Annotated in this window: 21 protein-coding genes and 2 pseudogenes; 6 read left to right on the top strand and 17 right to left on the bottom strand. The window is 72.2% G+C overall.

Annotation, left to right across the window (positions count from 1 at the left end):
* Positions 1-97 precede the first annotated feature (97 nt).
* Together KYY02_RS10860 and KYY02_RS10855 are read left to right on the top strand one after the other, a co-directional pair.
* Positions 98-379 (top strand): annotated as a pseudogene (locus KYY02_RS10860) (3'-5' exonuclease family protein); the annotation flags it as partial.
* A gap of 89 nt (positions 380-468) precedes the next feature.
* Entirely contained in the window at positions 469-1,179 is a 711-nt protein-coding gene (locus tag KYY02_RS10855) for a 3'-5' exonuclease (protein ID WP_371237580.1), read from the top strand.
* A 13-nt stretch (positions 1,180-1,192) separates the two neighbouring features.
* Here the strand turns inward: KYY02_RS10855 and KYY02_RS10850 are convergent, their stop codons facing one another.
* From KYY02_RS10850 to KYY02_RS10840, 3 genes are all read right to left on the bottom strand, one after another.
* Complete coding sequence (locus KYY02_RS10850; RefSeq protein ID WP_371237723.1) at positions 1,193-1,297, bottom strand: hypothetical protein; 105 nt, start codon at positions 1,295-1,297, stop codon at positions 1,193-1,195.
* A gap of 163 nt (positions 1,298-1,460) precedes the next feature.
* On the bottom strand, positions 1,461-1,730 hold the full coding sequence (locus KYY02_RS10845; protein ID WP_371237729.1) for a hypothetical protein: 270 nt from the start codon (positions 1,728-1,730) through the stop codon (positions 1,461-1,463).
* Between the two features lie 665 nt (positions 1,731-2,395).
* Positions 2,396-3,259 carry a phosphotransferase gene (locus tag KYY02_RS10840; protein WP_371237578.1) on the bottom strand — a complete coding sequence of 288 codons (864 nt, stop codon included), beginning with the start codon at positions 3,257-3,259 and terminating at the stop codon, positions 2,396-2,398.
* 21 nt (positions 3,260-3,280) lie between these two features.
* Here KYY02_RS10840 and KYY02_RS10835 point away from each other — a divergent pair.
* Both KYY02_RS10835 and KYY02_RS10830 read left to right on the top strand, forming a co-directional pair.
* A pseudogene (locus KYY02_RS10835) lies at positions 3,281-3,932 on the top strand (rRNA adenine N-6-methyltransferase family protein); the annotation flags it as partial.
* Positions 3,929-5,179, top strand: a complete 1,251-nt coding sequence (locus tag KYY02_RS10830) for a glycosyltransferase (protein WP_371237577.1) — start codon at positions 3,929-3,931, stop codon at positions 5,177-5,179. The pseudogene KYY02_RS10835 and the gene KYY02_RS10830, both read left to right, overlap by 4 nt.
* A gap of 205 nt (positions 5,180-5,384) precedes the next feature.
* Here the strand turns inward: KYY02_RS10830 and KYY02_RS10825 are convergent, their stop codons facing one another.
* Positions 5,385-7,634, bottom strand: coding sequence for an MMPL family transporter (locus tag KYY02_RS10825; RefSeq protein ID WP_371237576.1), 2,250 nt, complete (start codon positions 7,632-7,634; stop codon positions 5,385-5,387).
* A gap of 259 nt (positions 7,635-7,893) precedes the next feature.
* Here KYY02_RS10825 and KYY02_RS10820 point away from each other — a divergent pair, with 259 nt between their 5' ends.
* Together KYY02_RS10820 and KYY02_RS10815 are read left to right on the top strand one after the other, a co-directional pair.
* Positions 7,894-8,448, top strand: coding sequence for a DUF1697 domain-containing protein (locus tag KYY02_RS10820; protein ID WP_371237575.1), 555 nt, complete (start codon positions 7,894-7,896; stop codon positions 8,446-8,448).
* The gene (locus tag KYY02_RS10815) at positions 8,435-8,809 is read left to right on the top strand and encodes a nuclear transport factor 2 family protein (RefSeq protein ID WP_371237574.1); all 375 of its coding nucleotides are present in this window, start codon (positions 8,435-8,437) and stop codon (positions 8,807-8,809) included. Before KYY02_RS10820 ends, KYY02_RS10815 begins: the two co-directional genes overlap by 14 nt.
* 34 nt (positions 8,810-8,843) lie before the next feature.
* Here the strand turns inward: KYY02_RS10815 and KYY02_RS10810 are convergent, their stop codons facing one another.
* The 13 genes from KYY02_RS10810 to KYY02_RS10750 all read right to left on the bottom strand — a co-directional run bounded on the left by KYY02_RS10810 (position 8,844) and on the right by KYY02_RS10750 (position 20,331).
* Positions 8,844-9,581, bottom strand: a complete 738-nt coding sequence (locus KYY02_RS10810) for a sirohydrochlorin chelatase (RefSeq protein WP_371237573.1) — start codon at positions 9,579-9,581, stop codon at positions 8,844-8,846.
* An 8-nt stretch (positions 9,582-9,589) separates the two neighbouring features.
* Positions 9,590-10,486, bottom strand: coding sequence for an ABC transporter permease (locus KYY02_RS10805; protein WP_371237571.1), 897 nt, complete (start codon positions 10,484-10,486; stop codon positions 9,590-9,592).
* The gene (locus tag KYY02_RS10800; protein WP_371237570.1) at positions 10,473-11,261 is read right to left on the bottom strand and encodes an ABC transporter ATP-binding protein; all 789 of its coding nucleotides are present in this window, start codon (positions 11,259-11,261) and stop codon (positions 10,473-10,475) included. The genes KYY02_RS10805 and KYY02_RS10800 overlap by 14 nt, the downstream gene beginning before the upstream one ends.
* 36 nt (positions 11,262-11,297) lie before the next feature.
* Positions 11,298-12,401 (bottom strand): aliphatic sulfonate ABC transporter substrate-binding protein, encoded by a 1,104-nt coding sequence (locus KYY02_RS10795; RefSeq protein ID WP_371237569.1) that lies wholly within the window; start codon positions 12,399-12,401, stop codon positions 11,298-11,300.
* A 230-nt stretch (positions 12,402-12,631) separates the two neighbouring features.
* Positions 12,632-13,966, bottom strand: coding sequence for a sulfate adenylyltransferase subunit 1 (locus KYY02_RS10790; protein WP_371237568.1), 1,335 nt, complete (start codon positions 13,964-13,966; stop codon positions 12,632-12,634).
* A gap of 2 nt (positions 13,967-13,968) precedes the next feature.
* Positions 13,969-14,904: a sulfate adenylyltransferase subunit CysD gene (gene cysD / locus KYY02_RS10785; RefSeq protein WP_371237567.1), complete on the bottom strand. Its 936-nt coding sequence runs from the start codon at positions 14,902-14,904 to the stop codon at positions 13,969-13,971.
* Positions 14,901-15,470, bottom strand: a complete 570-nt coding sequence (cysC, locus tag KYY02_RS10780; RefSeq protein WP_371237566.1) for an adenylyl-sulfate kinase — start codon at positions 15,468-15,470, stop codon at positions 14,901-14,903. Before cysC ends, cysD begins: the two co-directional genes overlap by 4 nt.
* A 1-nt stretch (position 15,471) precedes the next feature.
* Positions 15,472-16,182, bottom strand: a complete 711-nt coding sequence (locus KYY02_RS10775; RefSeq protein WP_371237564.1) for a phosphoadenylyl-sulfate reductase — start codon at positions 16,180-16,182, stop codon at positions 15,472-15,474.
* Positions 16,179-16,358, bottom strand: a complete 180-nt coding sequence (locus KYY02_RS10770) for a hypothetical protein (RefSeq protein WP_371237563.1) — start codon at positions 16,356-16,358, stop codon at positions 16,179-16,181. The genes KYY02_RS10775 and KYY02_RS10770 overlap by 4 nt, the downstream gene beginning before the upstream one ends.
* Positions 16,355-18,055, bottom strand: coding sequence for a nitrite/sulfite reductase (locus tag KYY02_RS10765; protein WP_371237561.1), 1,701 nt, complete (start codon positions 18,053-18,055; stop codon positions 16,355-16,357). Before KYY02_RS10765 ends, KYY02_RS10770 begins: the two co-directional genes overlap by 4 nt.
* 158 nt (positions 18,056-18,213) lie before the next feature.
* Complete coding sequence (locus tag KYY02_RS10760) at positions 18,214-18,297, bottom strand: putative leader peptide (RefSeq protein ID WP_310887545.1); 84 nt, start codon at positions 18,295-18,297, stop codon at positions 18,214-18,216.
* 127 nt (positions 18,298-18,424) lie between these two features.
* Positions 18,425-18,997: a GNAT family N-acetyltransferase gene (locus tag KYY02_RS10755; RefSeq protein WP_371237560.1), complete on the bottom strand. Its 573-nt coding sequence runs from the start codon at positions 18,995-18,997 to the stop codon at positions 18,425-18,427.
* A 62-nt stretch (positions 18,998-19,059) separates the two neighbouring features.
* Positions 19,060-20,331: a hypothetical protein gene (locus KYY02_RS10750; RefSeq protein ID WP_371237558.1), complete on the bottom strand. Its 1,272-nt coding sequence runs from the start codon at positions 20,329-20,331 to the stop codon at positions 19,060-19,062.
* Positions 20,332-20,390 lie beyond the last annotated feature (59 nt).

Genomic DNA, 20,390 nt, shown 5'->3' with positions numbered 1-20,390 from the left:
GGAGAGGCCGTCAAGCGGAACGCGATCCTCTGATTGTCAGTGGTGCGTGCGAGGGTGGGAACCACTGGGGGAACGCACCACACAGAAGGAGGCAGCCATGGGCTGGCACCGGGAGCTGCTGATCGGCTTCGGCCTGGGGACGACGGGCACCGACCCGCACGAGGCGCGGATCGTCACGGGGACCGCGATCGAGGTCAGGGCGGGGGAGGCGGTGGGCCGCCGGGAGCGGCCGGCCGACCCGGGCGTGCCGGTCCCGGCGGCCGTGCACGGCGTCGGCAACGAGCGGGCGACCGCCGAGGGCCGCCCCGCCACCCAGGTCGCCGACGCCCTCGCCGCCCCCTGGGGGGCGGGCGCCCCGGTCGTCGCCTACGACGCCGCCTCCCGTCCACGCGCCTCAGGCGCGTCTGGGACGTCTCATCCGGCGGCGGCGTGCCAGGTTCCGGCCTGCGCCGGAGTGGAGGCCGCGTGATGACCTGGACCACTGGGCCTCTGGTGGCCTTCGACCTGGAGACCACGGGCACGGACATCGAGACCGACCGCATCGTCACCGCGGCGGTCGTACGCCTGGAGCCGGACGGAGGCATCTCGACGGAACGGACCTGGCTGCTCGATCCCGGGGTGGCGATACCGGAAGAGGCTGCGGCGATCCACGGCATCTCGACGGAGCACGCCCGCGAGCAGGGGGCCCCGGCCCCGTTCGCCATCAAGGAGATCACACAGGACGTCGCCGAGGTCCTGCAGGCGGGGACGCCTCTGGTCGTGATGAACGCGCGCTACGACCTGTCACTGCTGGACCGTGAGTGCCGGCGGTACGGGCTGGAGTCGCTCAGTGAGCGGCTGGGCGCCCTTCCCTCACCGGTCATCGATCCCCTGGTGATCGACAAGCACATCGACAAGTACCGGAAGGGCAAGCGTGCCCTCCACGCGTTGTGCGCGCACTACGGTGTGTCGCTCGACGACGCACACGATGCGAGGGCGGACGCGGTGGCTGCGGCCCGTGTGGTGCGACGCCTGGGGGAGAAGCACCAGCCCATCGGGACGATGTCCTTGGCGGACCTGCACGACCTCCAGATACGAGCGGCGGCCGAGCAGTCAGCCTCTTTGCAGGCGTACCTGAGGCGGACCACGAACCCGGCGGCAGTCGTCGAGCGGGCTTGGCCGGTTGTCCCGCGCAGCTGATGACCCAGGTGGGTCACGCCCTTCCGTGCGCGAGAGCCTGCAGGCGGGAGAGAGTGATGCGCCGCCTGGCGGGGTCGACGTCGAGGATCCTCACGGCGAGAGAGGCGCCCACCTGAATGACGTCCTCGGGGTTGGCAACGGGCTTTTCGGACAGCTCGGTGGTGTGTACGAGCCTTCGAAGCCGTCCTCTCGGTCCTCTGTACGGACGAAGGCGCCGAACGGCACGAGTTCGGTCACGACGCCGGTCACGACTTGGCCGACCTGCTGGACGAACTGCGGCATCAGGCAGCGGCGAGCGATGCGCGTGACGCGATTTCTCCGGTCGGCTGCCTCGGGGAGACGCTGATTCGCCGACGTGAGGAGATCCGGTGGACCTCGGGGTCGGACAGCGTGCGACTGCCGCGGCGCCCACCGCTGCTGGGGCCGCCGCGCACGCACAGGGCCGCCTTTCCGTCGGGGTTGCCACTCGTCTTCCAGTGGATCCGGTTGCCGTCGCCGACCTCGAGGAGGCCGTGCGCGTACGGTTCGATGGGCGGGAATGGCTGGGTCATGGCGGCCCCCTCCTGAATGCGCGAAGAACAACCTCACGAGGTCAGTCGGTGGCTTGAACGCTGTCTGCCGTTTTGTCCGCAGCTCGGGCAGCGGGGTGGCGGCCCCGGCGGTCCAGCCGTCGATGTACTCCTGGGCGAGGTCGGCGGGGGCCAGGCCGCGTTGGTCCATCCAGGCCAGGAAGTCCAGGGCGACGTTCACGCGGCGCCGCAGGTCGCGGTCGGCGGAGGCGGGGTGGCGACGTATGGCGGCCCGTAGGCGCGCTGGCCGGCTGTCGTCCCTGCGCGACCGCCTGGACGGCGTCGACCCCGCACCGGTCGTCGACCCGTACACCATCGACCGTTCCGTCGACCGCTACCGGCGCGGCAAGCGCGACCTCGAAGCGGTCTGCGCGGAGTACGGCGCCGTCCTCGACTCGGCACACGACGCGACCGCCGACGCCCCCGCCGCGGCCCGGCCGGCCTGCGCGACAGCCGGCCGCCACCCCGAGGCCGCGGCCCTCGACCCGGTGCGGCCGCACCGCCGTCGGATCGGGTGGTACGCCGCGTGGGCGGCGGCCCTCCAGGACTTCCTGCGTCGCAAGGGCGACGGCACCGCGGTGGCCGACGGCGCCTGGCCGCCGCGGGAGCCGGCGGGCGAGCGGGTCCGGCGCGCCGCGCGGTCCGGGTCAGAAGGGATACCAGCGCACGCCCTCGTCCCCGTCCCGCAGCGACGCCACCCGGCGCCGGAACTCGGCCAGCGCCCTGGGGTTGCCCGGGGCGTGCTGGGCGACCCAGGCGCAGCTGGCGGTCTCCCGCGCGCCGCGCAGCACCGAGCAGCCCTCCCAGGCGCGCACGTCCCAGCCGTAGGCAGCGGTGAAGGACGCGTACGCCTCGTCCGGCAGCCCGTAGCGGTCGTGCGAGAGGACCATGACCACCAGGTCGTGCTCGCGCAGATCGGTCGAGAAGGTCTCCAGGTCGACCAGGACCGGCCCGTCCGGCCCGATGTGCACGTTGCGGGGCAGCGCGTCCCCGTGGACGGGCCCCCGTGGCAGCTCGGGCGTCAGCACCGCCGCGGCCGCCGCGAAACCGTCGCGGCGCCCGCGCAGGTACGCCGCGTCCGCGGGGTCGATGGCGTCGCCCGCCAGTCGCAGCCAGCGCTCCACACCGCCCAGCAGCTCGCGGGGCGGCAGCGGGAAGGGGGGAGCGGGCAGTGCGTGCACCAGCCGCAGCAGTCCGGCCAGGTCCCGGGGTTCGGCGGGCCGCACCGCCTCAGGCAGCCGGTGCCACACGGTCACCGGGTGCCCCTCGACCAGCAGGACCTCCGGCTCGGCCGCCCGCACCGCCGGTACGTCCTGCTCCGCCAGCCACCCCGCGACGGCCAGCTCCCGGCGGGCCCGCTCCAGCAGCTCGGCGTCCCGGCCCACCTTGACGGCCAGGCCGCCGGCGGCGAAGACCGCGTTCTCGCCGAGGGCGAGCAGCCGTGCGTCCGCCGCCGCACCGGGCAGCACCCCGGCCGCCGCCAGCACGTCCCGTGCCCGTGCCTCGTCCATCCGTCCGCCTCCGTGTCCATGCGCGTCCGACCACCGGGATCCGGTCGGCCGTCGGCCAGTGTCGCATTCGCACGGGTGGCGGCGGTGTGCACGGTGCCTCGACGGGGGCGAACCGCCTTCACGGTCATGACCTGGCCCGCCCGCGCCGCGCGGCCGTTTCTCCGCCGCGCCCACGTCCGCGTCGTCGGCGCCGACTTCCTCGCCGCGCGCCCGCCGCGCACGCCGTTCCCCGTCGCCGGGAAGGTGCCGTTCTCCCGCACCGCGGCCGTCGTCGACCGGTGTCTGCGCGCCCCCGGCTCACCGACACCACCCTCCCCACCCCGCTCGAGTACGCAGGCAGGCGCACCGGCGACCACGGCAGCTGGACCCGCCTCACGGAGCCGACCCGGCCCCGCCCCGAGTGGCGGCTGCCCGCCCGGGTCGGCCGGGGCTCCTTCCGGCCCGTGCCCCGGGGCGACGCCGGTGTCGTCCGCGTCGAACGCCGTCGGACCCCGCTGCTCGACGCCGCCGCGGCCGACGGCCGGCGGAGCCTGGGCTTCTCCGGGGCCGGCGGCTCGCTGCACGCCTCCCTGCGCAGGGCGCGTCCCCGGCGGCGCGACGGGACTCCGGGGCGCTGGTGGGCGAGGTGGCGCCCGAGCGGTGGCTGCGGCCGTACGAGGCGCCGGTCCCGTGAACGGAAAAGGATTGCACGAGACGTATCGTCTCGCTTATGGTTCCGGCATGACCACTCCCGCGCACATCGCCATGTTCTCCATCGCCGCCCACGGTCACGTGAACCCGAGCCTCGAGGTGATCCGCGAGCTCGTGGCGCGCGGCCACCGGGTCACGTACGCGATCCCGCCGCTGTTCGAGAAGAAGGTCGCCGAAACCGGCGCCGAGCCCAGGCTGTGGAACAGCACGCTGCCCGGCCCCGACGACGACCCGGAGGCCTGGGGCTCCACACTGCTGGACAACGTGGAGCCGTTCCTGAACGACGCGATCCAGGCGCTCCCGCAGCTCGTCGAGGCCTACGAGGGCGACACCCCCGACCTCGTCCTGCACGACATCGCCTCGTACCCGGCCCGCGTGCTCGCCCACCGCTGGGGCGTGCCCGCGGTCTCCCTCTCGCCGTGCCTCGTCGCCTGGGACGGGCACGAGAAGGAGGTGGCCGAGCCGATGTGGGAGGAGCCGAAGAAGACCGAGCGGGGGCAGGCGTACTACGCCCGCTTCCACGCCTGGCTGGAGGAGAACGGGATCACTCGGCACCCCGACGACTTCGCGGGCCGCCCCGCCCGCTCGATCGTCCTGATCCCCAAGGCGCTCCAGCCCCACGCCGACCGGGTCGACGAGAGCGTGTACTCCTTCGTCGGGGCCTGCCAGGGCGATCGCGCCGCCGAGGGCGACTGGCGGCGTCCCGCCGGCGCCGAGAAGGTCGTACTCGTGTCGCTCGGGTCGTCCTTCACCAAGCAGCCGGCCTTCTACCGGGAGTGCGTCAAGGCGTTCGGGGAGCTGGCCGGCTGGCACCTGGTGCTCCAGGTCGGCAGGCACGTCGGCCCCGCCGAGCTGGGGGACGTGCCGGGGAACGTCGAGGTGCGGTCCTGGGTGCCGCAGCTCGCGATCCTCGAGCAGGCCGACCTGTTCGTCACCCACGCCGGGGCCGGCGGCAGCCAGGAGGGGCTGGCCACGGCCACGCCGATGATCGCCGTACCGCAGGCCGTGGACCAGTTCGGCAACGCGGACATGCTCCAGGGGCTCGGGGTGGCCCGGCACGTTCCGGCGGACGAGGCGAACGCCGAGGTGCTGAGGGCGGCGGCCCTCGCCCTCGTCGACGACCCGGAGGTCGCCCGGCGACTGAGGGGCATCCGGGCGGAGATGGCGGAGGAGGGCGGTACGCGTCGGGCGGCAGATCTGATCGAGGCGGAGTTGCCTGCGCGGCGCTGATGCGACTGCGGGCAGCTGGGCGGGGACGCGTCCCACCCACCCGCGTTCGAGGGGTGCCTCCCCGCTCCCGGCCGCGCTCGAGCGGGCCCCACCGCCCCGGGGCACCTCCCGGGCCCTCAAGGCGCCGGGGGAGGCACGACTTGTCCGCAGCTGTGCGGGCCCGGCGGAGAACCGCCGGGCCCGTTCCCGCAGCGCGCCTACCGGATCACACCGGTACCCGCTCGCCCTCGTCGTCCCGTGACGCCGGCGGCGCCACCGCCTCCGGTGACTCGTCGTGGGTCAGGTCGGGCATCCGGTGCAGCCACTTCGGCAGGTACCAGTTGCGCTCGCCCAGCAGCGTCATCACCGCGGGCAGCAGCACACCCCGGATGACCGTCGCGTCGATCAGCACCGCCGCCGCCAGGCCGACGCCCATCTGCTTCATGGACTGCATGGACAGCGTCCCGAAGATCCCGAACACGGCGACCATGATGACCGCGGCGCTGGTGACCACGCCGGCCGTGGTGACCACACCGTGCCGGACCGCGTCCCGCGTCGTACGGCCCCGCAGCCGGGCCTCGCGGATCCGGGAGACCACGAACACGTGATAGTCCGTCGACAGGCCGAACAGGATCACGAAGAGGAACAGCGGCAGCCACGTGATGATCGCGCCGACGCCCTCCGCGCCCACCAGGGAGGCGCCCCAGCCGTGCTGGAAGACCGCCACGAGGATGCCGTACGCGGCGCCCACCGACAGCAGGTTCAGCACGATCGAGGTGATCGCGACCGTCAGCGAGCGGAACGACAGCAGCATCACCAGGAAGGCGAAGACCACCACGAAGGCGAAGACCGGGGCGACGGAGCCGACCAGCTGGTCGTTGAAGTCCTTGTTCCCGGCGACCTGTCCGGTGATCGGCGCCTCGACGCCGTCGACCGCACCGAGCGTGGCGGGCCGTACCTCGTCGCGCAGCTTGTCCAGGCTCTCGCCCGCCTTGTCCTGGTCGGAGCCGCCCACCAGGGGCACGTGGACGAAGGCGACGTTCCGCTGGTCGTGCAGCTTGATCTCGACCGGGCCGCGCGAGGCCCCCGAACTGATCGCCTGCTCACGGAAGGCGGCGAGTGCGGACTTCACCTCGGGTGCGTTGATGTCGTCCGCCTTGACGACCACCTCGGCCGGCTCCGAGCCGCCCGGGAACGCCTCGTTGACCCGGTTGTAGGTCTGCACGATCGGCAGCGAGTCGCCGAACTCCTGGTCCAGCGTGAGGTTCTGCGTCTTCATCCCGATCGCCGGAGCGGCTGCCGCCAGCAGCGCACCGGTCGCCACCACGACCGACAGCACCGGCTTGGCGAGCACCCGCTCCAGTACGGCCGACCAGAACCGGCTGTCACCGCTGCCGCCGGTGCGCCGCCGGCGCAGGAACGGCAGACGGCCCTTCTCGACCCGCTCGCCCAGCAGCGACAGGAGCGCGGGCAGGACGGTGACGGAACCGACCATGGCGACCGCCACGACCATCAGCGAGGCCAGGCCCATCGCCTCGAACTCGGCGAGCCCGGTGAACAGCATGCCCGCCATGGCCACGCACACCGTGACACCGGAGACGACGATCGCACGGCCACTGGTGGCGGCGGCGATCCGCAGCGCGGTCTGCGCGTCCCGTCCGGCCGCCCGCTCCTCACGCTCACGACGCAGGTAGAACAGGCAGTAGTCGACCCCCACGGCCAGGCCCACCAGCAGCATCACCGAGTTCGCGGTCTCGCTCATCGGCTGCAGATGGCTGACCAGACCCATCAGCCCCATCGTCGCCATGATCGCGGTGATCGCCAGCACCACCGGCAACAGCGCCGCCACCAGCGCGCCGAACGCGATCAGCAGGATGCCGAGCGCCACCGGCACCGCGGAGTACTCGGCCTTCTTGAAGTCGTCGCCGAACGCGTCGTCGAACGTCTTCATCATGCTGGCGCCGCCGATCTCCTCGATCCGCAGCGACTGGTGGTCCCGCTGGACCTCCTCCACGGCGTTCAGCACCGGCTCGACCCGCTCACCGGCGGTGTCCGAGTCGCCCCGCATGCCGAACTGGACCAGCGCGCTGCGCCCGTCCTTCGAGATGGTGTCGCTCTCGTACGGCGAGGTGACCTCCGTGACCTCGCCGGTCCCCTCCACCGCCGTGACGACCGCGGCGACCGCGGACCGGAACTCCTGGTCGGTGGCCGTGAGGCCCTCTCCCTTCGCCTGGATCAGCACGCTCTCACCGGCCGGCTCCTCGATGCCGGCGTCCTCGACGATGCGGGCGGCGGTACTGGTCTCTCCCTTGAGCTGATCGCTGTCGCCGACGTCGGCCCGGCCCGCGGCCGAGCCGAGTCCCATCGCCAGCACGACGAACAGCACCCAGATGCCGACGGCCGCCCAGCGGTGCCGGGCGCTCCAGCCGCCGGCCCGGGCGGCGAGGCCCCGCACTCGTGATTGTCCGTTCCCCATGACGGGCTCGCTCCCTCGTGCTCGGCAGCGACCCCCTGCCGCCACCTGACGCTTCCGAAGGTATGGGCCGGATAAGCCCGTCTCGTCGTGCTGTCCGGTGAGGCTCGGGGGCCCCGGGTCATCCCCTCGGCGCCCGGCCCCTCCCCACTGGGGAGGACAGCGGCCCCTTACACCTGTCCGGGATGTCGGGGCCGGTGGTCAGGGTGCGGACCCGCCGTCATGTCCCTCCCGTGGAGCAAGCCGTTCTAGGCTGTGCGGCATGGCGACGAGATACGCGGCGCTGCTGCGCGGGATCAACGTGGGTGGCAGCCGGAAAGTGCCGATGGCCGAACTGCGGACCCTCGTGGAGGGCCTCGGCCACGACGGGGTGCGCACCCACCTGCAGAGCGGTCAGGCGGTGTTCACCGCCGCGCACGGCGACGAGGAGTCGCTGGCCGCCGGGCTGTCGGAGGCGATCGGGCGGCACTTCGGCTTCGCCGTGGACGTGATCGTGCGCGACCACGCCTATCTGAAGGGGATCGTCGAGGCCTGCCCGTACCCGGCCGACGAGCTGGAGCCCAGGCAGCTCCACGTCATGTACTTCTCCGCGCCCGTCGCTCCCGAGCGCTTCGCCGGGATCGATCCACGGGCGTACCTGCCCGAGGAGTTCCGGCTGGGCGACCGCGCGCTCTACCTGTACGCCCCGAACGGCCTGGGCCGCTCCGCGCTCGCCGGGCAGCTGGCCGGGCCCCGTGTCACCAAGGGCACCGTCGCCACCAGCCGCAACTGGAACACCGTCCTCAAACTGGCGGAGCTCACCGGTGACCGGCCATGACGCCGCTGTGGAGGCGGCCGTCGCGGGCGAGCTGAGTCTGCTGGACCCGCAGGTGCGCCGCTCGCCCGAGCGTGTCGGGGAGCTGCTGCACCCCGAGTTCCTCGAGTTCGGCGCGTCCGGACGGATCTGGGACCGTGCTTCGGTCATCGCCGCGCTCGCCGCGGAGCACGCCTCCGGCGGCGCTGCCACCACCGTCTCCCGCATGAACGCCGTCCGGCTCGCACCCGACGTCGTCCATCTCACCTTCGACACGGACCAGGGCGGCCGTCGAGCCCGTCGAAGCTCGCTGTGGCGTCTCACCGGGCAGGGCTGGCGCCTCTACTTCCACCAGGGCACGTTGTTCCACGCCGACACGGCGTGACCCGGCAGGCCACCCGCACAGGGGCCCCGGCGGATCAGGCGCCGACCGCCGCGAGCAGCGGTGCCCGCGCCTCGTCGTACCGCTCCAGCAGGACCCGCGCCACCTCCGGCGCCGGGCCCAGCACGCCCGCGAGGACGTCCGCCCCGGCCGCGCCCCGGGCGATCCGGTCCGGGAGGAAGCCGGGGGCCAGGACGTACGGCGCGACGGCGACGCGAGCGCAGCCGAGGGCGCGCAGTTCGCGTACCGCCTGCTCGGTGCGGGGCAGGGATGCGGAGGCGAACGCAGGCCGCACGGCGCACCAACCGGTGTGCCGCCACTCCCGCGCGATTGCTGCGATCACTGCGATCGCCTCCGGGTCGGAGGACCCCGCCGAGGCCAGCACGACCCCTGTCGAGGACTTGTCGGCGGGCGTCAGGCCCGCCTCGTACAGCCGGCGCTCCAGCGCCGACAGCAGGAGCGGGGACGGACCCAGCACCTCGGCCTGGTGGATCCGCAGCCGCGGCGGCGCCTGGGTCAGCACCGCCGGGATGTCCGACTTGGCGTGGAAGGCGCGGGTCAGCAGCAGCGGGAGGGCGACCACGTCGCGGACGCCCTCCGCGTCCAGGGACTCCAGCACCCCTTGGACGGAGGGGATGTTGAAGTCCAGGAACCCGGTCTCCACCCGCAGCCCCGGCCGCAGCGACCGTACCCGACCCACCAGTTCGTGCACGGTCGCGGCGTGCCGCGGATCGCGGCTGCCGTGGGCGACGACGAGAAGTACCGGACGGCGCACGGTGTTCCTCACCCCTTCACCAGCAGACCGCGGCTGCGCAGCACCCACCGCTCCAGCGGACTGAAGATCAGCAGGTCGATGGCGATGCCGACGGTCAGGATCAGCAGGATGGCCTCGAAGACCATGGCCATGTCGCTGGCGTTGCGGCCGTTCTCGAGGAGCTGGCCGAGGCCCACGCCGAGGTCCGGGAAGGATGCGATGATCTCCGCGGCCATCAGCGAACGCCAGGAGAACGCCCAGCCCTGCTTCAGGCCCGCGACGTAGCCCGGCAGCGCGGCCGGCAGCACGATGTGCCAGGTGCCCTTCAGCCCCGTCGCGCCCAGCGTGCGGCCGGCCCGCAGGAACAGCGGGGGCACCTGGTCGACGCCGGAGACCAGGCCGTTGGCGATCGAGGGGACCGCGCCGAGCAGGATGACGGCGTACATCATCTGGTTGTTCAGACCCAGCCAGATCACCGCCGGCGGCACCCACGCCACCGACGGCAGCGACTGCAGCCCGGACAGGATCGGCCCGATCGCCGCGCGCACGAACTTCACCCGCGCCACCAGCAGCCCCAGCGGGGTGCCGATCAACAGCGCGAAGAAGAAGCCGAGCAGACCGCGCGAGACACTGGTCCAGATGTAGCCGAGCAGCTCGCCCTGGAGCCACGCCTCACGCAGGACGCCCCACACCGCGCCCGGCGAGGGCAGCTTGGTCGGATCGTCGACGATCCCGAAGGAGACCAGGGCCTGCCACACCGCCAGCACCAGGGCGATGGCGACGACCGGCGGCAGGATCTTCTCCACGAAGGTCCGCCGCAGCGGCTTGCGTCCGGTCTGCACCGTCTCCAGCGCGTCGAGACCCGCCTCCAGACCGGCGAGGTCGCCCCCGTCCTTGTCCCTCGCGGTCGTCTCAGTGCTGGCCATGACGGCGGATCTCCCCACGGAGTTCTTCGGTGATCTCGACGGACAGTTCCGCCACGGCGGTGTCCTCGATACGGCGCGGATGCGGGATGTCCACCGTCCACTCGCGGGCGATCCGGCCCGGACGGGAGGACAGCAGCACCACCCGCTGCGCGAGCCGGACGGCCTCGCGCACGTTGTGCGTGACGAACAGGACGGACAGCCGGGTCTCGCGCCAGATCCTGGTCAGCTCGTCGTGCAGCACGTCCCGCGTGATGGCGTCCAGCGCCGCGAACGGCTCGTCCATCAGCAGCAGCCGGCTGTCCTGGGCGATCGCCCGGGCCAGCGCCACACGCTGGCGCATGCCGCCGGACAGCTCGTGCACCCGCTTGCCGTACGCGCCCTTCAGCCGGACGAGCCCGAGCAGCTCCTCGGCCCGTCCGCGGCGTTCGTTCTTCTGCACACCCCGCAACTTCAGGGCGAGTTCGACGTTCTTGCCCGCGGTCAGCCACGGGAACAGCGCGTGCTCCTGGAACATCAGCGCCGGCCGGCCGTCCGTGCCGATCGTGCCGGCCGTGGGGCGGTCGAGCCCCGCGACCAGGTTCAGCAGCGTGGACTTCCCGCAGCCCGAGGCACCCAGGAGGGTGACGAACTCACCGGGCGCGACATCGAGGCTGATGTCGTCCAGCACGAGCTGCTGTCCGGCGGGGCCCGGATACGACTTCGAGACGTGCTCGATCCGGGCGGCGGGCCTGTGCGCCTCGGTGCTGTCGGCGGCCTTGGCGAGGGTCGTGGCCATGGTCGTCACCTCCTGGGAACTCATCGTGATCCGGGCTTACCTGGCGCCGAGTCCGGCGTCGTCGGCGGCCGGTTCACCGGCGGCCTCCAGGACCTCGTTGAGCAGCGTGAGGTCGTGGATGCCGTCCAGATCCGGCTGCTCCAGCAGACCCGCCTTGACGGCGTGCTCGGCCTGGGCGGCGAGCGTGGCGGCCAGCGGGTCGTCGGTGAACGTGATCGACTCCCACGCCGGGTCCAGCACCTCGGCGGGCAGCGCCTTGCCGGAGTCGGCCGCCAGCTGTTCGTTGGCGACCGTCTTCGCCTCGTCCGGATGGGCGTTGATCCACCGGTTGGTCTCGACGGACGCCTTCAGCACCGCCTCGACGGCCTTCGGGTGCTTCTCCAGGAACTCCTGGCGCACGATGATGTTCGTGATCACGAACTTCCCGTCCGGCCACAGGGACGTCTCGTCCAGCAGCACCTTGCCGCCCTGCGCGACCAGCTTCGACGCGGTCGGCTCCGGCACCCAGGCGCCGTCGATCGACCCGGCCCCGAACGCGTCCGGGGTGACCTTGTTGTCGCTGCGGACGACCGTGACGTCGCCCTTGCCGCTCCGGGCGTCGACCTTCCAGCCCTGCTCGGCCGCCCAGTTGAGGAACGCCACGTCCTGGGTGTTGCCGAGCTGCGGGGTCGCGATCCGCTTGCCCTCGACGTCCTTCAGGGACTTCACCTCGTCCGGGTTCACCACGAGCTTGACCCCACCGGACGCCGAACCGCCGATGATGCGCAGGTTCCTGCCGCCGGACTTGGTGTAGCCGTTGACGGCGGGGGAGGGGCCGATGAAACCGATGTCGATGGAACCGGAGTTGAGCGCCTCGATCTCCGACGGCCCCGCGTTGAAGACGGCGTACTTCGCCTCGGTGCCGCCGAGTTCCTTCTGGAACAGGCCCTTCCTGTTCCCCACCAGCGCGGTGCCGTGGGTGAGGTTGCCGAAGTAGCCGATCCGGACGGAGTCGAGACCGTCGGTCTTCTTCGCCCCGGCGGCGACCTTCACGGAGTCGTCGTCCTTGGCCTGGGACCCGTAGCCGCAGGCTGCCAGGGTGAGCAGCGGCAGCACGGCCGTCACCGCGAGGGCACGGCGCAGGGCGTTCGTGGCAGGCACGGGAGGTGTTCCTCTCGCAGGGCCCGGCGGTCACGGTCCTGGTCTCTCAGGCCGTGGCCGGGAAGTCGGCGGGTTTTCGTCTACGGCGGCGGGGGGTGAGGGCGCGCGAGCGGTGCGCGTACGTCATCGCGCACATCGGGCCACTCCGCCCTGCCCGCTGCCGAGGGCCCCGCTGCCGACGCGGCCGCCCTCCTTCGCGAACCCGGAGTAGAAGTCGGTGGGGTTCATGCTCAGAAGTCCCACCCGTCGTCCTCGGCCCCGTCCCTGACGGGCTCCGGTGCGGCGAAGGACTCACCGACCATGCCGGCGGTGAGCGTGGTGCCGTCGCCCGGGTCGATGAGGATGAACGAACCGGTGCGCCGCGAGTCCGCGTAGGAGTCGGCGGGCAGCGGCTCGGCGGTGCGGATCTTCACCCGGCCGATGTCGTTGGCGGTGAGCTGCCCGGGGTGCGGGTGCAGCGACAGGTCGTCCAGCGTCAGCCGGGACGGGATGTCCTTCACGATCGCCTTGACGGTGCGGGTGCCGTGCTTGAGCAGCACCCGGTGGCCGACGGTCAGCGGCTGGTCGGCGACGTGGCACACGGTGGCCTCGACGTCCTGCGAGGTGGCCGGCGCGTCCTTGCTGGGGACGATCAGGTCACCGCGGGAGATGTCGATGTCGTCGGCCAGCAGCAGCGTCACCGACTGCGGCGTCCAGGCGACGTCGACGGGCTCGCCCAGCAGGTCGATCCCGGTGACCGTCGTGGTCCGGCCGGACGGCAGCACGGTCACCTCGTCGCCCACCCGGAAGGTGCCCGCCGCGATCTGCCCCGCGTAGCCCCGGTAGTCGGGGTGCTCGGCGCTCTGCGGCCGGATCACGTACTGCACGGGCAGCCGGGCGTGGCAGTGCGCCAGGTCGTGGCTGACCGGGACGGTCTCCAGGTGCTCCAGCACGGTCGGGCCGCCGTACCAGTCCATGTGCGCGGACGGCTCCACCACGTTGTCGCCGACGAGGGCCGAGATCGGGATCGCGGTGACCTCGGGGACGCCCAGCTCGGTCGCGTACGCCGTGAACTCCTCGGCTATGCCGGCGAACACGGACTCCCGGTAGTCCACCAGGTCCATCTTGTTCACGGCGAGGACCACGTGCGGGACGCGCAGCAGGGCGGCGATGGCGGCGTGCCGGCGGGTCTGCTCGACGACGCCGTTGCGGGCGTCGACCAGGACCACCGTCAGCTCGGCCGTGGAGGCGCCGGTGACCATGTTCCGGGTGTACTGCACGTGGCCCGGGGTGTCGGCGAGGACGAACCGGCGCCGGGGCGTGGCGAAGTAGCGGTAGGCCACGTCGATGGTGATGCCCTGCTCCCGCTCGGCCCGCAGACCGTCGGTGAGCAGCGCGAGGTCGGGCGCCCCCTGACCGCGGCCGGCCGACGCGCGCTCCACGGCCTCCAGCTGGTCGGTGAGGACCGACTTGGAGTCGTGCAGCAGCCGGCCCACCAGCGTGGACTTGCCGTCGTCGACGGAGCCGGCGGTGGCGAACCGCAGCAGGGTGGTGGCCGCGAGCTCCTCGGTGGTGATGGTGCTCATGTCTAGAAGTACCCCTCGCGCTTGCGGTCTTCCATCGCGGCCTCGGAGAGCTTGTCGTCGGCGCGGGTGGCACCGCGCTCGGTGAGCCGGGAGGCGGCGATCTCGGTGATCACCTTCTCGACGGTGTCGGCGTCGGAGTCCACCGCGCCGGTGCAGGACATGTCGCCCACGGTGCGGTAGCGCACGAGCCTCTTCTCGACGGTCTCGCCGTCCCTCGGGCCGCCCCACTCACCGGCGGTCAGCCACATGTCGCTGCGGCGGAACACCTCGCGCTCGTGCGCGTAGTAGATCTCCGGCAGCTCGATGTCCTCGCGGGCGATGTACTGCCACACGTCCAGCTCGGTCCAGTTGGACAGCGGGAACACGCGGACGTGCTCACCGGGGGCGTGCCGGCCGTTGTACAGGTTCCACAGCTCGGGGCGCTGACGGCGCGGGTCCCACTGGGAGAACTCGTCGCGCAGCGAGAACACCCGCTCCTTGGCGCGGGCCTTCTCCTCGTCGCGGCGCCCGCCGCCGAACACGGCGTCGAACCTCTCGCTTCGGATCTTCTCGGTGAGCGGCAGGGTCTGCAACGGGTTGCGGGTGCCGTCGGGGCGCTCCTTGAGCACCCCGCGGTCGATGTAGTCCTGCACGGAGGCGACGTGCAGCCGCAGCCCGTGCTTCGCGACCGTGCGGTCGCGGTAGTCGAGGACCTCGGGGAAGTTGTGCCCGGTGTCGACGTGCAGCAGCGGGAACGGGACCGGCGCCGGGGTGAACGCCTTCAGCGCCAGGTGCAGCATGAGGATGGAGTCCTTGCCGCCGGAGAACAGGATCACCGGCTTCTCGAACTCGCCCGCCACCTCACGGAAGATGTGCACCGCCTCGGACTCGAGGGCGTCCAGATGGGAGAGGGCGTACGGGTTGTCCGTCCCCTCTTCCACGGTGGCGACGGTCGTCATGCCAGTCCCCTTTCGCTGAGCACGGCATGCACCGACGCCGCGGACTCCTGCACGGTCTGGTTCTGGGACTCGATCCGCAGATCGGGCGTCTCGGGCTCCTCGTACGGGTCGTCCACACCGGTCAGTCCGGTGAGTTCGCCCGCGGCCTGCTTGGCGTACAGGCCCTTCACATCGCGTACGGAGCACACCTCGACCGGGGTCGCCACGTGCACCTCGACGTACGGCGTGCCGTTCGTCTCGTGCCGCCCCCGGACCGCGTCCCGGCTGTCCGCGTACGGCGCGATGACCGGGACGAGGGCGAGTACGCCGTTGCGGGCGAGCAGTTCGGCGACGAAGCCGATGCGCTGCACGTTGGTGTGCCGGTCCTCGCGGGTGAAGCCGAGCCCCGCGGAGAGGAACTCGCGGATCTCGTCGCCGTCGAGCACCTCGACCCGGCGGCCCTGCTCGCGCAGCCGGCCCGCCAGTTCGTGGGCGATGGTGGTCTTGCCTGCGCTCGGCAGACCCGTGAGCCAGACGGTGGCTCCGGTCGTCACGTGGTTCTCCTGGATCTCGGTGGTCGTCGTCATGTCAGCCGTGCAGCCCGCACTCGGTCTTGGAGCGGCCCGCCCAGCGGCCGGCGCGCGCGTCCTCGCCCTGAAGCACCCGGCGGGTGCAGGGCGCGCAGCCCACGGAGGCGTAGCCGTCCATCAGCAGTGGATTGGTGAGGACGCCGTGCTCGTCTACGTACGTTCGTACGTCTTCCTGTGACCACTTCGCGATGGGGGAGATCTTCACCTTCCGCCGCTTCTCGTCCCAGCCGACGACCGGGGTGCCCGCCCGGGTCGGGGACTCGTCGCGGCGCAGGCCGGTCGCCCAGGCCAGGTAGCCCTCCAGGCCCTCCTCCAGCGGCCGGACCTTGCGCAGCGCGCAGCACAGGTCGGGGTCGCGGTCGTGCAGCCTCGGGCCGTACTCCGCGTCCTGCTCGGCGACCGTCTGCCGCGGGGTCAGCGTGATGACGTTCACGTCCATCACGGCCTCCACCGCGTCGCGGGTGCCGATGGTCTCCGGGAAGTGGTAGCCGGTGTCGAGGAACACCACGTCGACGCCGGGCAGCGCGCGGGAGGCGAGGTGGGCGACCACCGCGTCCTCCATCGAGGAGGTCACGCAGAACCGCCTGCCGAAGGTCCCGGCGGCCCACCGGAGGATCTCCAGGGCGGAGGCGTCCTCCAGGTCCCGGCCCGCCTGCTCGGCCAGGGCCTTCAGGTCCTCGGCGGTTCGCTCTTCCTGACCAGCCGTCATGTCCGGTCCCCTCGCGTGTCGGATCGCTCGAGTCCCCGGGCGAGCAGCCCGAGGAACTTCAGCTGAAAGGCTCGGTTGCACGCGCCGCACTCCCACGCCCCGTGGCCCTGTTCCCCGGGACGCAGGTCCTCGTCGCCGCAGTAGGGGCAGTGGAACGGCGCCGCACGCTCGCTCACGACAGGGCCTCGTCCGACGCGCGGCCGACCCAGGCCGCGAACCGCTCGCCGTCCTCGCGCTCCTCCTGGAAGCGCTTGAGGACCCGCTCGATGTAGTCGGGCAGCTCGTCCGAGGTCACCTTCAGGCCGCGGACCTTGCGTCCGAAGGACGGCTCCAGACCGAGCGCGCCGCCCAGGTGCACCTGGTAGCCCTCGACCTGCTCGCCCTTCTCGTCGATCATCAGCTGGCCCTTGAGACCGATGTCCGCCACCTGGATGCGGGCGCAGGCGTTGGGGCAGCCGTTGAGGTTGATGGTGATCGGCTCGTCGAAGTCCGGGATGCGGCGCTCGAGTTCGTCGATCAGCGAGGCGCCGCGCGCCTTGGTCTCGACGATGGCGATCTTGCAGAACTCGATGCCGGTGCAGGCCATGGTGCCGCGCCGGAACGAGGAGGGCCGGGCACTGAGGTCCAGCGCCTCCAGGGACTCCACGAGGGAGTCGACCCGGTCCTCCTCGACGTCGAGGATGATCATTTTCTGCTCGACGGTGGTACGGATCCGGCCGGAGCCGTGCGCCTCCGCGAGGTCCGCGATCTTGGTGAGCGTGGTGCCGTCGACGCGGCCGACCCGCGGGGCGAAACCGACGTAGTAGCGGCCGTCCTTCTGCCGGTGCACACCGACGTGGTCGCGCCACTGCTGCACCGGCTGCTCGGGAGCGGGTCCGTCGATCAGCCTGCGCCCGCCCAGGTACTCGTCCTCCAGCACCTGGCGGAACTTCTCCGCGCCCCAGTCGGCGACGAGGAACTTCAGGCGGGCCCGGGTGCGCAGCCGGCGGTAGCCGTAGTCACGGAAGATCGAGATGACGCCCTCGTAGACGTCCGGCACCTCGTCGATCGGCACCCAGGCGCCGAGCCGCACGCCCAGCTTGGGGTTGGTGGACAGGCCGCCGCCGACCCAGACGTCGAAGCCGGGGCCGTGCTCGGGGTGCCGTACGCCGACGAACGCGACGTCGTTGATCTCGTGCACCACGTCCAGCAGCGGCGAACCCGAGATGGCCGTCTTGAACTTCCGGGGGAGGTTCGAGTACGCCTTGTTGTTCAGGACCCGGCGCTTCATCTCCTCCAGCGCCGGCGTGGCGTCGATGATCTCGTCCTCGGCGATGCCGGCGACGGGGGAGGCGATCATCACGCGGGGGGTGTCGCCGCAGGCGGTGACCGTGGACAGGCCGACGCCCTCCAGACGCTCCCAGATCTCGGGCACGTCCTCGACCCGGATCCAGTGGTACTGGATGTTCTGCCGGTCGGTGATGTCGGCGGTACCGCGCGCGAACTCCTGCGAGACCTCGCCGATCACCCGCAGCTGCCGGGTCGTCAGCGCCCCGCCGTCGATGCGCACCCGCAGCATGAAGTACTTGTCGTCCAGCTCCTCCGGCGCCAGGACCGCGGTCTTGCCGCCGTCGATCCCGGGCTTGCGCTGGGTGTACAGACCCCACCACCGCATCCGGCCGCGCAGGTCGTTGGGGTCGATCGAGTCGAAACCGCGCTTGGAGTAGATCGTCTCAATACGTGTCCGCACATTGAGACCGTCGTCGTCCTTCTTGAACTGCTCGTTTCCGTTGAGCGGGGTGAAGTGGCCCGCGGCCCACTGTCCCTCTCCGCGGTGACGGCTCACCTTGCGGCGGGAAGTCGCGGCAGCAGGCTTCTGCGGGGTGGCGGCCATGGTTGATACGTCCTTCGGGACAGCGATGGGTGGTGTCGGCGCGTGGCGCCGTCGGCGAGGGGCGGCTCTGACCTGCACGCGTGCGTGCGCGGGTTCAAGTGCGCCTCATCGCGCGGGGAGTGGGGCGAGGAAGGGGCGCCGGGCGATGCTGGGCGCTCTCAGCGCGCCGGACAGATGGCGCTGGACATGCGGCCGAGGTCGACGTGCCGCCGACTCACCAAGGCGATTCCAGTTCCAGGCATGGCGGAAGCGTGGCACGGCGATCTGGACACAGTCCAGCTTCGTCCAAACTGCGGACACCCTTGTCTCGAAGTAAGAGACAAGGGTGTTCTTGGTCACAAGTGCCGCAGGTGGTCTTGTCCGTGCCGGTCAGGTGGGATAGGCCCCGGACCACGGACCGGGAGCCGGTACTTCCGGTTCCTTTTCGACCTTGGTGTCGAACAGGGTGAAGCCGCGGCGCCGGTAGTTGTCCAGGGCGTGCTCGCCGTCCTTGCTGCAGGTGTGCAGCCACACCCGCGTGGTCGGCTTCAGCCCCGGCCGGCGGTCCGCCAGGTCCCAGGCGCGGGCCGTGCCGTACGACAGCAGGTGCCCGCCGATGCGCCGTCCCCGGAAGGCGGGCAGCAGCCCGAAGTGGACGATCTCGACGACCCCGCCCTCCTGGGCCTCCAACTCCACGTACCCGGCGGGCGTCCCCCGGTCGTAGGCGACCCACGTCTCCACCTCGGGCCGGTCCAGGTGCTCCAGCCACCGCGCGTACGTCCAGCCCAGCCGGTCGGTCCAGCGGATGTCCCCGCCGACCGAGGCGTACAGGAAGCGGCTGAACTCGGGGCAGGGCACCTCGGAGCGGACGACCCGCACGTCCCCCTCGGGCGCGGCGGCCGGAAGGAGGTCGGTGGGCGCGGTCTGCTCCAGGGACCAGGTGGTCACGGAGATGGTCGTCATGCCCGAAAGGGAACCATCCGGCACGAGCTCCTGTCGAACGCCTGACCAGGAAGCGGACGATCCTAGTCCAGGGATCGGTCGACCGAGGTCAGCGGCAGGGCGAACAGCGCCCGGCCGGACTGGGACCACACCTCGCCGGTCTCCCCCCAGTAGGACAGGGACGCCACCGGGCCGCTCCAGCAGCGGTGCGTCCCGTCCGCGCCGCACCGGGTGGGGCGGGCCCCGTCCGTGTCCTGCCGCCACAGCGTGCCGCGCCCGTCCGGCGTCCCGGCCGTCCGGCCCAGGTACCAGCCCGACCGGTACGACAGCACGCCGCGCACACCGGTCAGCTCCGTCTCGTACACCCCCACCGGGTCGGTGTCGAGCAGTCCCGCACGCTCCGGCCCGGTGCTGAACGCGTACCGCCACAGCCGGGTCGGCCCGTCCTCGTCCGCGGGCGTCGCCTCGTGCGCGACCACGCTGTCGGGTGCGGTGCTGCGGTCCAGCGAGATGCCGCCCGGCCGGGGCGCGCCGGCCCCGTCCGTCCGGTAGGAGGCGACGGCCGGCAGCACGTACCGCGCTCCCGCCGCCGACCAGCCACCGGGCACCCGCCCGACCGACGTGTCCTCCACGGTGGCCCGCTGGACCCGTTCGACGTCGTACACGTACAGCGCGCTGTCGTCCGCCGGGCCCGCGGTGACCAGCAATTTGTCCTGGTACCAGACCATGCCGGACACGGCGGAGCCGAGCCCGCGGTAGTCGCGGCCGCCGTCCACCGGAACGGCCAGCAGGGCCCAGGTGTAGCGGAGGTCCTCCGGGTCGTCGGCGTCCACGAAGGCGACGCGGGCGAGACCGTCCTCGGCCGGGGCGCCGGTGCTGCGGCTCCACCCGGAGAGGATCACCCGGTGCTCGCCCCAGCGGCCGTCGTCGTCCGCGTCCCCGGAGGTGGTGACCGCGCCGGACCGCCAGCCGTCGGTGTCGGCGCCCGGCCAGCAGTACGCGCGGGTCGCGGCGGGCTCGACCGGCAGGGCCCGCCGGTCGTCGTCCGTACAGTCCTCCGCGCCGCCCAGGGCGCCGTCGGGGTCGGCGAGCACGGCACCGACACCGACCGGCCGGCCCATGTCGTCCGAGAGCCGCTCCAGTGCCTCGCGCGGCACCTGGTGCTCGGTCAGCCGCAGCGGAGCGGTCCCGGTGGACGCGGTGAGCGGCTTCAGCGCCCCGGGGTCGCCGGCGTCGGTGGCCTGGGAGGCGCTGATCATGGTGGCGGCCGCGGTCAGCGCGAGGGCGGTCCCGGCCAGCGCCGCCCGCAGCGCCCTGCTCCGCCTGCGCCGACGGTGTCTGCCGCGATGCTTCATGACGTCCTCCCGAGACGATCCAACTGCTTCCGGTGGTGTGAGGGTTGACCGTGGAGCAG

Source organism: Streptomyces pimonensis (assembly GCF_041380215.1).
GTDB classification, from domain to species: Bacteria; Actinomycetota; Actinomycetes; order Streptomycetales; family Streptomycetaceae; genus Streptomyces; species Streptomyces pimonensis.
The sequence above is the reverse complement of the archived record's forward strand: the minus strand, read 5'-3'. Positions and strand labels throughout refer to the sequence as shown.